At 70.1% G+C, this 14,998-nt stretch carries 16 protein-coding genes; 7 read left to right on the top strand and 9 right to left on the bottom strand.

Annotated elements, in window-relative coordinates; all coding sequences use genetic code 11:
• The first annotated feature begins 224 nt into the window (after positions 1-224).
• Together ACIBK4_RS45545 and ACIBK4_RS45540 are read left to right on the top strand one after the other, a co-directional pair.
• Positions 225-866, top strand: a complete 642-nt coding sequence (locus tag ACIBK4_RS45545; protein WP_399005210.1) for an IclR family transcriptional regulator — start codon at positions 225-227, stop codon at positions 864-866.
• A gap of 65 nt (positions 867-931) precedes the next feature.
• The gene (locus tag ACIBK4_RS45540) at positions 932-1,726 is read left to right on the top strand and encodes a S16 family serine protease (protein ID WP_399005208.1); all 795 of its coding nucleotides are present in this window, start codon (positions 932-934) and stop codon (positions 1,724-1,726) included.
• Here the strand turns inward: ACIBK4_RS45540 and ACIBK4_RS45535 are convergent.
• The 7 genes from ACIBK4_RS45535 to ACIBK4_RS45505 all read right to left on the bottom strand — a co-directional run bounded on the left by ACIBK4_RS45535 (position 1,723) and on the right by ACIBK4_RS45505 (position 6,759).
• Entirely contained in the window at positions 1,723-1,914 is a 192-nt protein-coding gene (locus tag ACIBK4_RS45535; RefSeq protein ID WP_399005206.1) for a hypothetical protein, read from the bottom strand. The two genes, ACIBK4_RS45540 and ACIBK4_RS45535, sit on opposite strands and share 4 nt — an antisense overlap.
• Before the next feature lie 16 nt (positions 1,915-1,930).
• A complete protein-coding gene (locus ACIBK4_RS45530; RefSeq protein WP_399005204.1) occupies positions 1,931-2,503 on the bottom strand; it encodes an ArsR/SmtB family transcription factor in 573 nt (190 codons plus the stop codon).
• 81 nt (positions 2,504-2,584) lie between these two features.
• On the bottom strand, positions 2,585-3,541 hold the full coding sequence (locus ACIBK4_RS45525) for a glycine betaine ABC transporter substrate-binding protein (RefSeq protein ID WP_399005202.1): 957 nt from the start codon (positions 3,539-3,541) through the stop codon (positions 2,585-2,587).
• Positions 3,538-4,341: an ABC transporter permease gene (locus ACIBK4_RS45520; RefSeq protein WP_399005200.1), complete on the bottom strand. Its 804-nt coding sequence runs from the start codon at positions 4,339-4,341 to the stop codon at positions 3,538-3,540. Before ACIBK4_RS45520 ends, ACIBK4_RS45525 begins: the two co-directional genes overlap by 4 nt.
• Positions 4,338-5,612 carry a betaine/proline/choline family ABC transporter ATP-binding protein gene (locus ACIBK4_RS45515; RefSeq protein ID WP_399005198.1) on the bottom strand — a complete coding sequence of 425 codons (1,275 nt, stop codon included), beginning with the start codon at positions 5,610-5,612 and terminating at the stop codon, positions 4,338-4,340. The genes ACIBK4_RS45520 and ACIBK4_RS45515 overlap by 4 nt, the downstream gene beginning before the upstream one ends.
• A complete protein-coding gene (locus tag ACIBK4_RS45510) occupies positions 5,605-6,252 on the bottom strand; it encodes an ABC transporter permease (protein ID WP_366432414.1) in 648 nt (215 codons plus the stop codon). The genes ACIBK4_RS45515 and ACIBK4_RS45510 overlap by 8 nt, the downstream gene beginning before the upstream one ends.
• Positions 6,253-6,264: 12 nt before the next feature.
• Entirely contained in the window at positions 6,265-6,759 is a 495-nt protein-coding gene (locus ACIBK4_RS45505; protein WP_266857409.1) for an Lrp/AsnC family transcriptional regulator, read from the bottom strand.
• A gap of 125 nt (positions 6,760-6,884) precedes the next feature.
• Between ACIBK4_RS45505 and hppD the strand changes: the two genes are divergently transcribed.
• Together hppD and ACIBK4_RS45495 are read left to right on the top strand one after the other, a co-directional pair.
• Complete coding sequence (gene hppD / locus ACIBK4_RS45500) at positions 6,885-8,030, top strand: 4-hydroxyphenylpyruvate dioxygenase (protein ID WP_399005195.1); 1,146 nt, start codon at positions 6,885-6,887, stop codon at positions 8,028-8,030.
• Between the two features lie 32 nt (positions 8,031-8,062).
• Positions 8,063-8,929 (top strand): Teichoic acid biosynthesis protein C (Precursor), encoded by an 867-nt coding sequence (locus ACIBK4_RS45495; RefSeq protein WP_399005193.1) that lies wholly within the window; start codon positions 8,063-8,065, stop codon positions 8,927-8,929.
• Positions 8,930-8,957: 28 nt separating this feature from the next.
• Here the strand turns inward: ACIBK4_RS45495 and ACIBK4_RS45490 are convergent, their stop codons facing one another.
• On the bottom strand, positions 8,958-10,424 hold the full coding sequence (locus tag ACIBK4_RS45490) for a tetratricopeptide repeat protein (RefSeq protein WP_399005191.1): 1,467 nt from the start codon (positions 10,422-10,424) through the stop codon (positions 8,958-8,960).
• A 92-nt stretch (positions 10,425-10,516) separates the two neighbouring features.
• Here ACIBK4_RS45490 and ACIBK4_RS45485 point away from each other — a divergent pair, with 92 nt between their 5' ends.
• Complete coding sequence (locus tag ACIBK4_RS45485; protein ID WP_399005189.1) at positions 10,517-11,923, top strand: FAD-binding oxidoreductase; 1,407 nt, start codon at positions 10,517-10,519, stop codon at positions 11,921-11,923.
• Between the two features lie 28 nt (positions 11,924-11,951).
• Here the strand turns inward: ACIBK4_RS45485 and ACIBK4_RS45480 are convergent, their stop codons facing one another.
• Positions 11,952-12,425: an SsgA family sporulation/cell division regulator gene (locus ACIBK4_RS45480; RefSeq protein WP_363098899.1), complete on the bottom strand. Its 474-nt coding sequence runs from the start codon at positions 12,423-12,425 to the stop codon at positions 11,952-11,954.
• Positions 12,426-12,688: 263 nt separating this feature from the next.
• Between ACIBK4_RS45480 and ACIBK4_RS45475 the strand changes: the two genes are divergently transcribed.
• Positions 12,689-14,224: an RDD family protein gene (locus ACIBK4_RS45475; RefSeq protein WP_399005187.1), complete on the top strand. Its 1,536-nt coding sequence runs from the start codon at positions 12,689-12,691 to the stop codon at positions 14,222-14,224.
• An 89-nt stretch (positions 14,225-14,313) separates the two neighbouring features.
• A complete protein-coding gene (locus ACIBK4_RS45470) occupies positions 14,314-14,961 on the top strand; it encodes an RDD family protein (RefSeq protein WP_399005185.1) in 648 nt (215 codons plus the stop codon).
• Positions 14,962-14,998 lie beyond the last annotated feature (37 nt).

Below are 14,998 nucleotides of genomic sequence, written 5' to 3'. Positions count from 1 at the left end.
GATTCTGGACGGAGACTTCCGCTCAGCGAACCGCCTTCGCTAGTGTCCCGCTACGCACACGCCCCGTGGCAGCGCCGCCGCGGAGCGCAGCCGTGAAGCGACTGGGCCCGGACACGCCGGGCCGCCTCGCCGATCGGCGGCCTCTGAAGCGCGTCACTGACGGGACTCGGTGACGCAACCGCCGCGAGGGGGCCGCCGACCTCACCACCTAAGGAGTGGGCGTCGTGACCGCGGAGACCTCTCAGACGCTCGACCGGGGACTGCGCGTCCTCAAACTGCTGGCCGACACGGACCACGGGCTGACCGTCACCGAACTGTCCAACAAACTGGGCGTCAACCGGACCGTCGTGTACCGGTTGCTGGCCACCCTCGAACAGCACGCTCTCGTACGACGTGATCTCGGCGGCCGGGCCCGGGTCGGGCTCGGCGTGCTGCGGCTGGGCCGCCAAGTGCACCCTCTGGTACGGGAGGCGGCGCTCCCCGCGCTGCGCTCGCTGGCCGAGGACATCGGGGCGACCGCCCACCTCACCCTGGTCGACGGGGCGGACGCCCTGGCCGTCGCGGTGGTCGAGCCGACCTGGACCGACTACCACGTGGCCTACCGCGCCGGCTTCCGTCACCCCCTGGACCGCGGAGCCGCCGGCCGCGCGATCCTCGCCGCCCGGCACCAGGACGCGAACGAACCCGGATACACCTTGACGCACGGCGAGTTGGAGGCCGGAGCGAGCGGTGCGGCCGCGCCGCTGCTGGGCGTCACGGGCGTCGAGGGCAGCGTCGGTGTCGTGATGCTGGCCGACGCGGTGCCCGAGCGGGTCGGACCACGGGTCGTCGACGCGGCACGGGAGGTCGCGGACGCGCTGCGCTGAGCCGGTTCCGGGGTGCGGGGTGACCGGCGCCCGGGCGGACCTGGCCGTCGCGTTAGATTGATCCCGTGCTCCTCTCTCGCCTCACGCGCCCCCGGGCCGTAGCCGTCTGCGCTCTGCCCGTCGTCGCACTGCTCGCCACGGCGGGCCTCGCGCCGTTGCCGTTCTCGCTGGCGCAGCCCGGTCTGACCGCGAACGTGCTCGGCGAGAACAAGGGCACCCCGGTGATCACGATCTCCGGGGCGCCGGTGCGCACGACGAGCGGTCAGTTGCGCATGACGACGATCGAAGCGACCGGACCCGATCAGCATGTCTCGTTGAGCGATGTGATCGACAGCTGGTTCCGTACCGATCGAGCGGTCATGCCGCGTGACTCGGTCTACCCCAGCGGCAACAGCGTCAAGGAGATCGAGCAGCACAACACGGAGCAGATGCAGGAGTCGCAGGACGACGCGACGACCGCCGCGCTCACCTATCTGAAACTCAGCGACAAGAAGGTCAAGGTCACGCTGAAACTGGCGGACGTCGGCGGCCCCAGCGCGGGCCTGCTCTTCACCCTGGGCATCATCGACAAGCTGAACGGCGACGGCAACGGCGGTGACCTGACGGGCGGCCGCACCATCGCCGGTACGGGGACGATCGGCACCGACGGAACGGTCGGCGCGGTCGGGGGAGTGGCCCTCAAGACCCAGGCCGCGCGCCGTGACGGTGCGGCGGTGTTCCTGGTGCCGAAGGCGGAGTGCTCGGACGCCAAGTCCGAACTGCCCAAGGGGCTACGGCTGGTGGCGGTGACCACGCTCAAGGGCGCGGTGAGCGCGCTGAAGGCGCTGGAGACAGGTAAGGGCTCCGTACCGAGCTGTTAGGCGACGGCCGGCTTCGTGGTGTTCGGGGTGGCGGCGAGACGCAGACCCAGTTCTACGAGGGTCCAGCCGAGGCGGGTACGGAGTTCGTGCGGGGTCTTGGCCTCGGCGGCCAGGTGGTGGGCCGCGGCCTTGGCCTGGAGTTCGGCGGCGCGGGCGTGGTGCAGCGCGAGGTGGGTCTCGGGATGCATGGGGCGTTGCCTCTTCTCACTCTGATTCGGTCGGGAAGGCGTGCAGGTGGAAGCGCACCTGTTCTGCTTCGGGCGAGTCGTCGGGCTCGTAGTCTTCGAGCAACTCGTGGATTTTTTCGACGAGTTCACGGGTGCGCTCGGGTGTCAGTCGTACGGTCCAGTCGCTCATGTCGTTGGAGTGGGACCACTTGGGCAGCCAGTCCTGCCGGGTGCCGACCCAGGTGGACAGTTCACGGGCGTGCGTGGTCGCGACCTCGTGCAGGTAGGTGTCGGCCGCGCCACGCACCGCCGGATCGGCGTCGAGGATCAGGTTCTCGTCGAAGTCGATGCCCTGAGCGACCGCCTGCCACCAGCGCTCCCGCCCCTTGCCGCGCTCCGGGGCGTCCTCGACGAACCCGTGCGTGGCCAGTTGGCGCAGGTGATAGCTGGTGGCCCCGCTGGACTCGCCCAGTCGCTCGGCGAGCATCGAGGCGGTGGCCGGTCCGTGCCGTCGCAGCGAGTTCAGCAACTGCATCCGTAGCGGATGAGCGAGCCCGCGCAGTGAACGGGCGTCGAGATTGCGGTACTTGGACGGTTCGGGCTCCGGCATGCGTCCAAAGATAGCGTTGCAAAGAAGCCGTTGCAAGCACTTCTTTGCAAGTGGTCCTTTGTAACTCGCCCCCCGCCGCCCCTACTTGACCAACCCCTCCGCCTTCATCCAGTCCAACGCCACCTGGTGAGGATCCTCCCCGTCGACATCCACCTTGGCGTTCAGCGTCCGCGCCACCGTGTTGTTCAGCTTCTTCGTCACCGGGGCCAGGACCTCCGCGATCGCCGGCCACTTCTTCAACGCCTTCGTGTTGATCTCGGGCGCCGCGTTGTAGTTGGGGAAGAACTTCTTGTCGTCGGCCATCACCGCGAGGTTCATCGACTTGATGCGCCCGTCGGTGGTGAAGACCTCGCCGTACGTGCAACTCCCCTTCTTCACCTGGGTGTAGATGATCCCGGTGTCCATCTGCGTGATGTTCTTCGCCGGGAGACTCATCCCGTACGCCTTCTCCATGCCCGGCAGTCCGTCCGCGCGGTTGGCGAACTCGCTCTCTACGCACAGCGTCACCGCACCCGGGTCCTTCTTCGCCAGCGCGGCCACGTCGGAGAGCGTCTTCGTGCCGTACTTCTTGAAGTTGGCCTGGTTCATCGCGAGGGCGTACGTGTTGTTCAGGGCCGACGGGGGCAGCCAGGTCAGGCCGTTCTTGAGGTCGGCGTTCCGTACCGCCTGCCACTGCTTCAGCGGGTCCGTGATCGGCTTGCTGTTGCCGAGGTAGGTGATCCACGCGGTGCCGGTGTACTCGTACATCCCGTCCGCGTCACCGGACTTGACGGCCTCCCGCGCTCCGATGGAGCCCTGGATGCCGGTCCGGTCGAGAACGTCCGCGCCGGCCGCCTGGAAGGCGATGCCCATCATCGCGCCGAGGATCAGCTGCTCGGTGAACTCCTTCGACGTGACGGTGAGATGGGCGCCCTTGAGGGGCTCGCCCTTGCCGACGGTGCCGGGGCTGACGTCGTCGACCATGGGGGAGCCGCTGGTCAGTCCGCAGCCGGCGACGACGACCAGGGTTCCGGCGAGGAGGAGACACGTGCGTTTCATGCGCCCGCCTCCAATCCCCTTGGGCGGAGCAGGAGTTCGACCAGGGAGGCCAGCCAGTCCACCAGGAGGGCGAGGCTGATCGTGAGGATCGAGCCGAGCACCAGGACGGGCATCCGCTGGGTGGTGATGCCGGTGGTGATCAGGACGCCCAGGCCACCGCCCCCGCCGAAGGTCGCCAGGGTGGCCGTACCGACGTTGAGGACCAGGGCGGTTCGGACACCGGCCAGGATCAGCGGGACGGCGAGCGGGAGCTCCACCTTTGCCAGGATGCCGAGTGGGGACATGCCGATGCCTCGGGCCGCCTCCAGGAGCGTGGGATCGTTGGCCTTCAGGCCCGCGATGGTGTTGGACAGGACCGGCAGGACGGCGTAGATGATGATGCCGATCAGGGCCGCCTTCTCGCCGGTGCCGAGCCAGATCACCAGCAGGGCCAACAGGCCGATCGCCGGGGTGGCTTGGCCCATGTTGGCGAACGTCATCGCGACCGGGGCGGCCTTGCGGAACGCGCCCCGGGTCAGCAGGATGCCCAGCGGGATCGCGATGATCAGCACGAAGAACGTGGAGATCACGGTCAGCTGGACGTGCTGCCAAAGGGCCTTGCTCACCTGGCCGTTGGAGAGGGCGTTCTTCGAAATGGCGTCCAGGTGGGCCTGGTTGAACCACAGCCAGGTCGCCAGCAGGATCGCCACCAGGGCGGCGGGCAGGAAGGTCAGCTTCTGCCAGGTGATGCGCCGCTTCGGGGGAGTCGCGGGCGGCGGGGCCTCGACTTCCGTCTCTTCCTCCAGCTCGGGAGTGGTCACGCCTTCTCCTCCCCGCCGGCGCCTTCCTGCTCGGCGTGTGTCTGGAGGGCCCGGGCCTCCTCCAGCTCGTGCTGCGCCTCCATCGCCTCCAGCCGGTCGGCCTCCAGGAGTTCGTGCACGGAGTTCATCAGCGTCTCCATGTCGACGACGCCGGTGTACTCCCCGCGCCGCCCGGTGACCGCGACTCGCCCCGCGTTGTCCGTGAGTACGGCCTCCAGCGCGTCCCGGAGCGTCGCGTCCCGGGTCACCGTGTCGCTGACCAGCGTGCCCGCCCGGGCCAGCGAACCCTTGGCGCGCATCATGTCGCCGCGCCGCAGCCACTTGTAGGGTCGGCCGCGCTTGTCGAGGAGGAGGATCTCGTTGGTGCCGCTGTCCCGGAGCCGGTTGAAGATGTCCTGGAGCGGGTCGTCGACGGTGACCGTCGGATAGTCGGTGATCTCCACGTCCCGTACGCGGGTCAGGTTCAGCCGCTTCAGGGCCGCCCCGGCGCCGACGAACCCGGAGACGAAGTCGTCCGCCGGGTTGGTGAGGATCGCCTCCGGGGTGTCGAACTGCGCGATGTGCGAGCGTTCGCGCAACACCGCGATCCGGTCGCCCAGTTTGATCGCCTCGTCGAAGTCGTGGGTGACGAAGACGATCGTCTTGTGCAGTTCGTGCTGGAGCCTGATCAACTCGTCCTGGAGGTGATCGCGGGTGATCGGGTCGACCGCGCCGAACGGCTCGTCCATCAGCAGCACCGGCGGATCGGCCGCCAACGCCCGTGCCACGCCCACGCGTTGCTGCTGCCCGCCGGAGAGCTGGCGCGGATACCGGCCCTGGAACTCGCCGGCGTCCAGGCCGACCAGGTCGAGCATCTCCTCCACCCGGTTCCTGATCCGGGACTTCGACCAGCCGATCATCTTCGGGACGAGCGCGATGTTCTGGGCGACGGTCATGTGCGGGAAGAGCCCGCTCGACTGGATCGCGTAACCGACCTTGCGGCGCAGCTTCACTGGGTCGATGTCGGTGACGTCCTCGCCGCCGATGCGGATCCGGCCGCCGGTCGGTTCGATCAGCCGGTTGATCATCTTGAGCGTGGTGGACTTGCCGCAGCCGGACGGCCCGACGAAGACGACCAACTCACCCGCCTTGATCTCCATGTTGACGCTCTCGACGGCCGGGTCGGCGCTGCCCGGATACCGCTTGGTCAGGTTCTCCAGCTCGATGGAGGCACCGGAGGTCGGGTTCGCCTGCTCGGACTCCGACCGTTCGGACGCGGATGGCTCAGGCACGGATCCCCCTGGGAATGGTCAGCCGTCCGAGAAGGACGTACGCGGCGTCGAACAGCAGCGCCAGGACGATGATCCCGAGCGTGCCCGCGAGCACCTGGTTGAGGGCGTTCTTGCTGCCCAGCGACCCGATCCCGCGGAAGATCTCGTTGCCGAGGCCGGGCCCGGAGGCGTACGCCGCGATGGCCGCGATGCCCATCAGCATCTGGGTGGAGACCCGGATCCCGGTCAGGATCGGCGGCCAGGCCAGTGGCAGTTCGACCCGCAGCAGCCGCGCGAGCCGGGACATCCCGATGCCCTTCGCCGCGTCCACGAGCGACGGGTCGACCCCGCGCAGGCCCACGATCGAGTTACGGACGATCGGCAGCAGGCCGTAGAGAGTCAAAGCGATCACTGTGGGCGGAACGCCCAGCCCCACGATCGGAATGAGCAGACCGATCATGGCGAGCGACGGAATGGTCAAAATGGTCGATGTGGCCGTGGTGGCGAGGTTGCCCGCCCAGTCGCTCCGATATGTGACGACCCCGATCACCACACCGATCAGCGTGGCGACGACCATGCACTGGAAGACCGCGCTGGCGTGCTGGTAGGCGTCGGTGAGCAGCTGCTGGTGCCGGTTGCCCAAGTACTCCCAGAAGCTCACATGCCCACACCCCTACGTCGGCCAGGTCGTCGTCCCTTCCGGGTCTTCCGCCGCCTGTTTCACCAGCGGGATGATCCGCAGCGGAACGGGGTTCTCCATCACGATGGCGGTGGCGGCCCGGACAATGCCATCAAAACCGACAACCCGGTCGATGACCCGCTGGAGATCGGCGTTCGAGCGGGCCACGAGCCGGCACAGCATGTCGCCGCTGCCGGTGGTGGTGTGCAGTTCGAGGACCTCGGGGACGGTCGCCAAGTGCGCCCGTACGTCCGGGCCTTGGCCCTGGCGGATCTCCAGCGTCGCGAACGCCGTGACCGGATACCCGAGCGCCGCCGGATCGACCTGCGGGCCGAATCCCCGGATGACTCCATTCGACTGAAGCCGGTCGAGCCGCGCCTGCACGGTCCCACGGGCCACCCCCAGCCGCCGGGACATCTCCAGCACCCCGATCCGCGGCTCCTCGGCCAGCAGCACGATGATCCGGCCGTCCAGACGATCGATCCCCATACGCCCGCCTCCAACGATGGTCATACTGTACAGAAAGCCCGCCGAAACGGTCGTACCACTGAACAGATTGCCCAGCCAATACGCGAACTATTGCGCACCTTGCGATGCGGCGGGAGCCTTCGCTCATGACCCAGACCATGCACCACACTCCCGACACCGCCCGGCAGGCCGACCCCTTCCCGGTGAAGGGGATGGACGCGGTGGTCTTCGCCGTGGGCAACGCCAAGCAGGCGGCGCACTACTACTCCACGGCCTTCGGCATGACGCTGGTCGCCTACTCCGGACCGGAGAACGGCAGCCGCGAGACCGCCTCGTACGTGCTCACCAACGGCTCCGCCCGCTTCGTCTTCACCTCCGTCATCAAGCCCGCGACCCCCTGGGGCGAGTTCCTCACCCGGCACGTGGCCGAGCACGGCGACGGGGTCGTCGACCTCGCCATCGAGGTGCCGGACGCGCGCGCCGCGTACGCGTACGCCGTCGAGCACGGCGCCCGTTCCCTCGCCGAGCCGTACGAGCTCAAGGACGAGCACGGCTCGGTCGTCCTCGCCGCGATCGCGACCTACGGCGAGACCCGCCACACGCTCGTCGAGCGCACGGGCTACGACGGCCCCTACCTCCCGGGTTTCGCCCCCGCGGAACCGCTCGTCGCGGCCCCGGCCCACCGCACCTTCCAGGCGGTCGACCACTGCGTCGGCAATGTCGAACTCGGCCACATGAACGAGTGGGTCGGCTTCTACAACAAGGTCATGGGCTTCACGAACATGAAGGAGTTCGTGGGCGACGACATCGCGACCGAGTACAGCGCGCTGATGTCGAAGGTCGTCGCCGACGGCACGCTCAAGGTCAAGTTCCCGATCAACGAGCCGGCCGTGGCGAAGAAGAAGTCGCAGATCGACGAGTACCTGGAGTTCTACGGCGGCGCGGGCGTCCAGCACATCGCGCTCAACACGAACGACATCGTGCAGACGGTACGGACGATGCGCGCGGCCGGGGTGAAGTTCCTGGACACCCCCGACTCGTACTACGACACCCTCGGCGAGTGGGTCGGCGACACCCGCGTCCCCGTCGACACCCTGCGCGAGCTGAAGATCCTCGCCGACCGCGACGAGGACGGGTACCTTCTCCAGATCTTCACCAAGCCGGTCCAGGACCGGCCTACGGTGTTCTTCGAACTCATCGAGCGACACGGCTCGATGGGCTTCGGCAAGGGCAACTTCAAGGCGCTGTTCGAGGCGATCGAGCGGGAGCAGGAGAAGCGGGGCAACCTGTAACACACGGGTCCCGCAAGGGACTTGGGAGGACCGTGGCCGTCGCGCCGATCGACCTGAGCGCACCGGCGGTGCGCTGGCTGTGGCAGAAGGCCACCCTGCACGAACCCACGGTCCTCCAGTCGTTCGCCCTGGACGAGGTCCACCAGCGCCTGTACGTCCTCCAGTTGAGAACGGGCGGCGCGGACGCCGGCAACCTCTGCCTCAACCAGCTCGACTACACAGGCAAGTCGCTCGGCCACATGCACCTCCAGGGCTTCGGCCACGGCGTCAGCATGGGCGTCCAGAACACCGCCGACGGCGACGTCTGGATCTGGACCGAGGCCGCCGCGAAGGCCGGTTCGGGCGGCGCCTACGGCCAGGCGGTCACCCGCTTCCACTTCGCGAACGGCGCCACCCGCACGTCGGCGGACGTAGCGATCCGCAAGCCCATCGCGAACTCCACCAACAACCAGCCCACGGTCTGCATGACGTCCAACCGCATAGCGATCCGCTACCGCCTGGCCAACCAACCCCGTTACAGGATCTGGGACTTGGACGCCTTCGTAGCCCGCGACTACGCCACTCCACTGGCCGACATAGCCCAGACCGGCGCCCACCCGGACCCGACGATCCCGTTCCAGGGCTACGCCCTCGACGGCGATTACCTCTACCAACTGGCGGGCACCGCCTACAACGCCACCACCAACCCGCCCGCGAAACACGGCAACACGTACGTCTCCTGCCTGGACATCCGCACCGGCGCCCTGGTCCAACGCTCCCGCACGGAGGCCGGCTACACCCTCACGTACCGCGAACCGGAGGGCCTGGCCGTGCGCACCAAGCCCCGCACCCGGCTGTGCGTCGGGTTCGCGTCCGGGGAGGCGGGGGCACGAGAGTTCTCGCTCTGCTACAAGCCGTAGCCGCAGCGGCAGTTGTCCGCGAGAGCCATCAACTCGGCTTCTCCGTAGGCTCCTTGTCCGTGGGGAGGCCTTCCTCCGGCGGCTCGCCCAGCGCCGCCAGCGCCGCCTGGGCCAACGGCACCCGCAGGGGCGAGAAGTACGGGTTGATCTGCAACGCCTCCTGGAGATGGCGGCGGGCGGACGCGTACTTCTCCAACTCGCGCTCGATCATGCCCCGGTGGAACGCGTAGAGCGCGTCCCGTACCCCGCCGCCGTGCACCTTGTCCGTCGCCGCCGACGCGAACTTCAGGGCCTCCTCGTCCTGGCCGGCCCGGTGCAGGGCCCAGCCGAGGGCGTCGGCCACCGGGATGCCCGGCTGGCGGGTCCACTCGGCCTGAAGGCGGCGTACGGCGTCGTGGGCGTCGCCGTGGTCCGCTTCGAAGACGCCGAGGATCAACTCGTCGTCGACGCCCGCCGCCGCGTCCTTGGCGGCGAGGGCGCGCAGGGTGTCGTACTGGACGCGGGCGGCCTGGGCGAGGCCCAGGGATTCGTACAACTCGCCGAGTTCCAGGGCGTATTGGGGGGTCGGTTGTTTGGCCAGGGCGACCTGGTAGGCGTTCAGGGCTTCCGAGGTGCGGCCCAGGGCGGCCAGTGCGCGGCCCTCGCCGGCCAGGGCCTCCCGTTGGTCGGGGTCCAGGCGTACGGCCGCCTCGAAGTGGCGTAGCGCGACCTCGCGGTCGCCGCGTTCCCAGGCCAGCTCTCCGGCGCGTTGCAGCCAGGCGGCCTGTTCTGCGGGGGCGGTGGCCTTTGCCGCCGCGTCGGCGAGTTGGGCGGCGGCGTCCTCGCGCCAGCCCCGGTCGCGGTAGACGGCGGCGGCGCGGGCCATCACGGTGGGGCCGGTGTGCAGTTCCAGCAGTTTGTCGAGGGTGCGACGGGTCGCCTTGTAGTCGCCGAGGCCGGTGTACGCGTCGATCAGCAGCGGATACGTCGTCCAGCGCCTCGGCGCCAGCTTCACCGCGGCCTCGCCCCAGGTGCGGGCCGCGCGGAAGTCCCGGCGTTCGTTCGCGAGGGCCGCCAGGCCGTCCATCGCGACGGCGTTCGCGTCGTTGCCCCGCGCGCGGACCTTCAGCGCGGTGCGGAGCGCCTCCTCCGCCTTCGGGTAGTACAGCGTGTCCCCGGTCCGCCGCCCCTGCTCCACATAGGCCGAGCCGAGCACCGCCCAGGACCGCGCGTCCCTCGGATGGACCCGTACCCGCGTCTCCCTGTCGCCGATCAGCGCGGCCAGGTCGGGCAGCGCGGCCGGCACCCCCGCGGTGACCGCGCTCAGCGCCTGCGCCTTGGGTCCCGGCGCGGGCGGCGGCGCCGGGCGCGGCTCCTCGGGCAGCAGCCACAGCAGTCCGCCGAGCACCGAGGACCCGGCGACCGCGGCGATCAGCACCCGCCGTAGAACGGGGGAGCGGCGCTTGCGCGGTTCCGCCACCAGGGACGTACCCGGGCTCCGCTGTTCGTTCTCCATGGCGCTCACTGTGCGCCAGTACGACGACCACATCCCGGCACCCAAAGCCACGCGCGGACGGGGTTCACACCGATGGCCGCGAGTGCGACGCTGTGATCATGAGCCGTATCGAAGCGCCTCGCGACCAGGACACCGGGACCCTCGTCGACCGGCTGCTGGCCGGGCTGCCCGCCGAGGCCGTCCTCACCGACCCGGACGTCACGGACTCGTACGCCAACGACATGGCGAGCTTCTGCCCCTCCGGCACCCCCGCCGTCGTCGTGCTGCCGCGCACGGTCGAGCAGGTCCAGCACGTCATGCGCGTCGCCACCGAACTGCGCCTCCCGGTCGTCCCGCAGGGCGCCCGCACGGGCCTGTCCGGCGCGGCCAACGCCTCCGAGGGCTGCATCGTGCTGTCCCTCGTCAAGATGGACCGCATCCTGGAGATCAGCCCGGTCGACCGCGTCGCGGTCGTCGAGCCGGGCGTCATCAACGCGACGCTCTCCCGCGCGGTCAATGAACACGGCCTCTACTACCCGCCGGATCCCTCCAGTTGGGAGATGTGCACGATCGGCGGCAACATCGGCACCGCGTCCGGCGGGCTGTGCTGTGTGAAGTACGGGGTGACGGCGGAGTACGTCCTCGGCCTCGACGTCGTCCTCGCCGACGGGCGGTTGATGAGCACCGGCCGGCGTACGGCGAAGGGGGTCGCCGGGTACGACCTCACCCGGCTGTTCGTCGGGTCGGAGGGCTCGCTCGGGATCGTGGTCAAGGCGATCCTGGCGCTGCGGCCGCAGCCGCCCCAACAGCTCGTGCTGGCCGCCGAGTTCGGGTCCGCGGCGGAGGCCTGCGACGCCGTGTGCCGGATCATGGAGGGCGGGCACGTGCCGTCCCTCCTCGAACTGATGGACCGTACGACCGTCAAGGCCGTCAACGACCTCGCCCACATGGGGTTGCCGGAGACGACCGAGGCCCTACTGCTCGCCGCCTTCGACACGTCGGACCCGGCCGCCGACCTGGCCGCCGTAGGAGCGCTGTGCGAGGCGGCCGGAGCCACCCAGGTCGTGCCGGCCGAGGACGCGGCCGAGTCCGAACTGCTGCTCCAGGCGCGGCGGTTGTCGCTCACGGCGCTGGAGGCGGTCAAGGGCACGACGATGATCGACGACGTGTGCGTGCCCCGCTCGCGGCTCGGCGAGATGCTCGAAGGGGTGGAACGGATCGGCGAGAAGTACCGGCTGACGATCGGCGTCTGCGCGCACGCCGGCGACGGCAACACGCACCCCACCGTCTGCTTCGACGCGCAGGACGTCGACGAGTCCCGGCGCGCCCGCGAGTCCTTCGACGAGATCATGGCGCTCGGCCTGGAGCTCGGCGGCACGATCACCGGCGAACACGGCGTGGGCGTCCTGAAGAAGGAGTGGCTGGCCCGCGAACTCGGCCCGGTGGGCGTGGAGATGCAGCGGGCGGTCAAGGCGACCTTCGACCCGCTCGGCATCCTCAACCCCGGCAAGCTGTTCTGACTCCCCTTCCCTTTCCTGTTCCTACGGCTCACTCCCCGTCCCGAGACTCGTCCGACGGCCACGGGTCGCGCAGCCACAGGTCGTCGGCCGGGGTCGGTGCGAGCAGCTCGGCCAGGCCGTCGTCGATGCCGAGCTGCTCCGCCTCAGAGCCCGGAGGGACCACCCGCAGCGTGCGCTCCAGCCACGCCGACACCTGGGCGGCCGGGGCCTCCAGGAGGGCGTCCCCGTCGGGTGAACTCAGCGCCATCAGAACGACACTGCGCCGCTCCACCTTCGTCGGCCACACCCGCACGTCCCCGTGCCCGCACGGCCGGAACACCCCCTCGACGAGCAGTTCGCGGGCGAACGTCCAGTGCACGGGGTGCTCGGAGTTGATGTGGAAGGAGATGTGGACGGCGTACGGGTCGTCGGTGCGGTAGCTCAGCCGGGCCGGGACCGGAATGCTCCGCTCCGGCGACAGGATGAGTTTGAGCTCCAACTCCCGCTCTACGACTGTGTGCATGACGTGTCTCCTCTCGCTGACGGGGCCCTGCGGTGGGCCCGTACGAGTGGAGAGGGCGTGCGGGCTCAAGCATTACGCGAGTTCGGGAATCTTTTTTTCCGCGCCGCGTCACGAAGGCTTCGCGGGGCTTCGGCGCGTGTGGACTCCGTGCACGAGGTTGCCCGGAAAGGGGTGGGTCCGGCGGGACGGGCAGTGGGGGTCGCACGGGTCTGATAGATGTGGACACCCCCATGTGACCTACGAGCAGATACGGGACGACGGACATGAGCGCCCCAACCCCGGCACCCGGTGACGACAGGCCCCGCGAGGGGTACTACCCGGACCCGTCCATTCCTGGATACGTCCGGTACTGGAACGGCGCGGCCTGGGTGCCGGGCACCAGCCGCCCGGCGCCGTCGGACGGCCTGCCGCTCGCCGCGCCGGGCGGTCCGGGCCAACAGGGCCAGTCGGTCGAGGAGACCGGGCCGCACTTCTTCGACGAGGACCCGGCGCCGGACAACCGGGTGAACCCGGCGGACGCCCAGCACGGCAGCCGCCCTGAGCCGGCGGCGGCGTGGGGCGCGGACCGGGCCCACCAGAGCGGTTTCGGCGGCGACCAGGACCGCCGCGTCTCCTGGGGCTCCCCGGACCCGAGAACGCCCGCGGACCCGAGGGTCCCCGCGGACACCCCGGCCCACCCGGACGGTTCGGCGACGGCCTCTCCGGAGGAAGCGCCCAACCCCGGCACCTTCGTCTTCCGTCGCCCGAACACCGGGGGAGGGGACATCCCGTCCCCGTCGACCCCGGTCACCGACGAGGGCACGACCACTTTCCGCCGCCCGACCCCGCGCACGCCGCAACAGGGCGGGGCGCCGGGGGCGCAGGGCGGGGGCGCGGGGGGCTTTTCCGCGCAGGGTCCGGCGGCCGGTGACTTCGGTCCCCACCACCCCGCCGGAAACATCCCTGTCGGAAACTCCCCCGTCGGCAACACCCCCTCCGCCGACCCCTCCGGCCCCGGCTTCGGTGCCGGCAAGGCCGCCGCCGCCCGCGCCGCGCAGGCTCAGGCGGGCACCGGCACCGGGGCGCCCGCCTCCGCCCCCGCCGCTCCTACGGCCCTCTCCGGCCCCCAGCAGCCCGCCCCCGGCGTTCCCCAGCAGTCCGGCCCGGCGCAGCCGCAGGGCGCCGCCGTGGGTACGCCCATGGCCGCCGGGCCCGGTGGCGGGCAGCCCTCCTGGGCGCAGCAGGTGCACCGGCTGGCGGGGGACGAGGAAGCGCCCGTGGCGCCCTGGAAGCCACCCGTGGAGGACGTGTTCCAGGCGGCGGCCCGGCGGCAGTCGGCGGCGCGGCCCGCGGGGCTCGGGAAGCGGCTGGCCGCGCGGCTGATCGACACCGTCGTGCTCGGCGCGGTCACCGCCGCGGCCGCCGTACCGCTGGGCACCAAGGCCGTGGACCACCTCAACGAGAAGATCGACGCGGCCAAGCTCTCCGGCCGTACCGAGACGGTCTGGCTGCTGGACGGCACCACGTCCGCCTACCTGGGCATCGTCCTCGCCGTCCTCCTCCTCTTCGGCGTCCTCTACGAGGCGCTGCCCACCGCCAAGTGGGGCCGCACCCTGGGCAAGAAGCTCTGCGGGATCGAGGTCCGGGGCATCGAGAGCCACGAGCCGCCCGGCTTCGGCGGGGCGCTGCGCCGCTGGCTCGTCTACAGCGTCCCCGGGCTGCTCGGCATCGGGATCATCGGTGTCGCCTGGTGTCTGTTCGACCGGCCCTGGCGCCAGTGCTGGCACGACAAGGCCGCACATACGTTCGTAGCGGCATAGGGGCATACGGCGTCCGGGGTACCTGATTCCGTACCTCGGACGGCCGCTCGCCGGATGCGGAGCGGGGCGGTTCGCGGTCGACTCGGGCCATGAGCACCGAACCGCCTCCGGGCTCCGGCCAGCAGCCGCCGGAAGACGACCCGTTCAGGAAGCAGCCCCCTCCTGGCCAGGGGTCGGGCTCACCGTACGACCAGTCCTACGGCAACCAGCCTCCGCAGCCCCCTCCGTACGGCGGCGGTGGCGGTGACCCCTACGGCGGCGGCTCCTACCCCAGCGACCCGCTCGCCGGCATGCCCCCGCTCGCCGACAGCGGCCGGCGCACGCTTGCCCGGATCATCGACCTGATCCTCGTCGGCATCGTCGTCTGGCTGGTCACCTGGGCCTTCGGCGTCCACGAGTACGACGTCGGCTCCAACGGCACGTCGTACGCCAAGTCGCTCGGCCAGTCGCTCGTCGCGGCCGTGCTCTACATCGGCTACGACACCGTGATGACGGCCAAGTCGGGGCAGACGCTGGGCAAGCGGTGGATGGGCCTGCGGGTGGCCAACCTCGACAACGGGTCGACGCCGTCCGTGCAGACCAACCTGATCCGCGCGGCGGTGCTGTGGATCCCGTTCGCGTTCTGCTGCGCCTGCATCTGGACGGCGATCAGCGGTGGTTGGAGCTTCTTCGACAAGCCGTACAAGCAGGGGCTGCACGACAAGGCCGCCAAGACCGTGGTGGTCAGCACACGTTGAGGTGACCGGTGACGCAACTCCCGGGTGTACACAGCGA

This window comes from Streptomyces sp. NPDC050528 (assembly GCF_044457795.1).
Classification (GTDB): Bacteria; Actinomycetota; Actinomycetes; order Streptomycetales; family Streptomycetaceae; genus Streptomyces.
The sequence above is the reverse complement of the archived record's forward strand: the minus strand, read 5'-3'. Positions and strand labels throughout refer to the sequence as shown.

What these genes read in the sequence shown, in the direction of transcription:
- ACIBK4_RS45480 (WP_363098899.1), bottom strand. Translation starts at nt 12,425, where the DNA reads ATGCACACAGTCGTAGAGCGGGAGTTGGAGCTCAAACTCATCCTGTCG.
- ACIBK4_RS45505 (WP_266857409.1), bottom strand. Translation starts at nt 6,759, where the DNA reads ATGGGGATCGATCGTCTGGACGGCCGGATCATCGTGCTGCTGGCCGAG.
- ACIBK4_RS45490 (WP_399005191.1), bottom strand. Translation starts at nt 10,424, where the DNA reads ATGGAGAACGAACAGCGGAGCCCGGGTACGTCCCTGGTGGCGGAACCG.
- ACIBK4_RS45530 (WP_399005204.1), bottom strand. Translation starts at nt 2,503, where the DNA reads ATGCCGGAGCCCGAACCGTCCAAGTACCGCAATCTCGACGCCCGTTCA.
- hppD (WP_399005195.1), top strand. Translation starts at nt 6,885, where the DNA reads ATGACCCAGACCATGCACCACACTCCCGACACCGCCCGGCAGGCCGAC.
- ACIBK4_RS45525 (WP_399005202.1), bottom strand. Translation starts at nt 3,541, where the DNA reads ATGAAACGCACGTGTCTCCTCCTCGCCGGAACCCTGGTCGTCGTCGCC.
- ACIBK4_RS45535 (WP_399005206.1), bottom strand. Translation starts at nt 1,914, where the DNA reads ATGCATCCCGAGACCCACCTCGCGCTGCACCACGCCCGCGCCGCCGAA.
- ACIBK4_RS45470 (WP_399005185.1), top strand. Translation starts at nt 14,314, where the DNA reads ATGAGCACCGAACCGCCTCCGGGCTCCGGCCAGCAGCCGCCGGAAGAC.
- ACIBK4_RS45475 (WP_399005187.1), top strand. Translation starts at nt 12,689, where the DNA reads ATGAGCGCCCCAACCCCGGCACCCGGTGACGACAGGCCCCGCGAGGGG.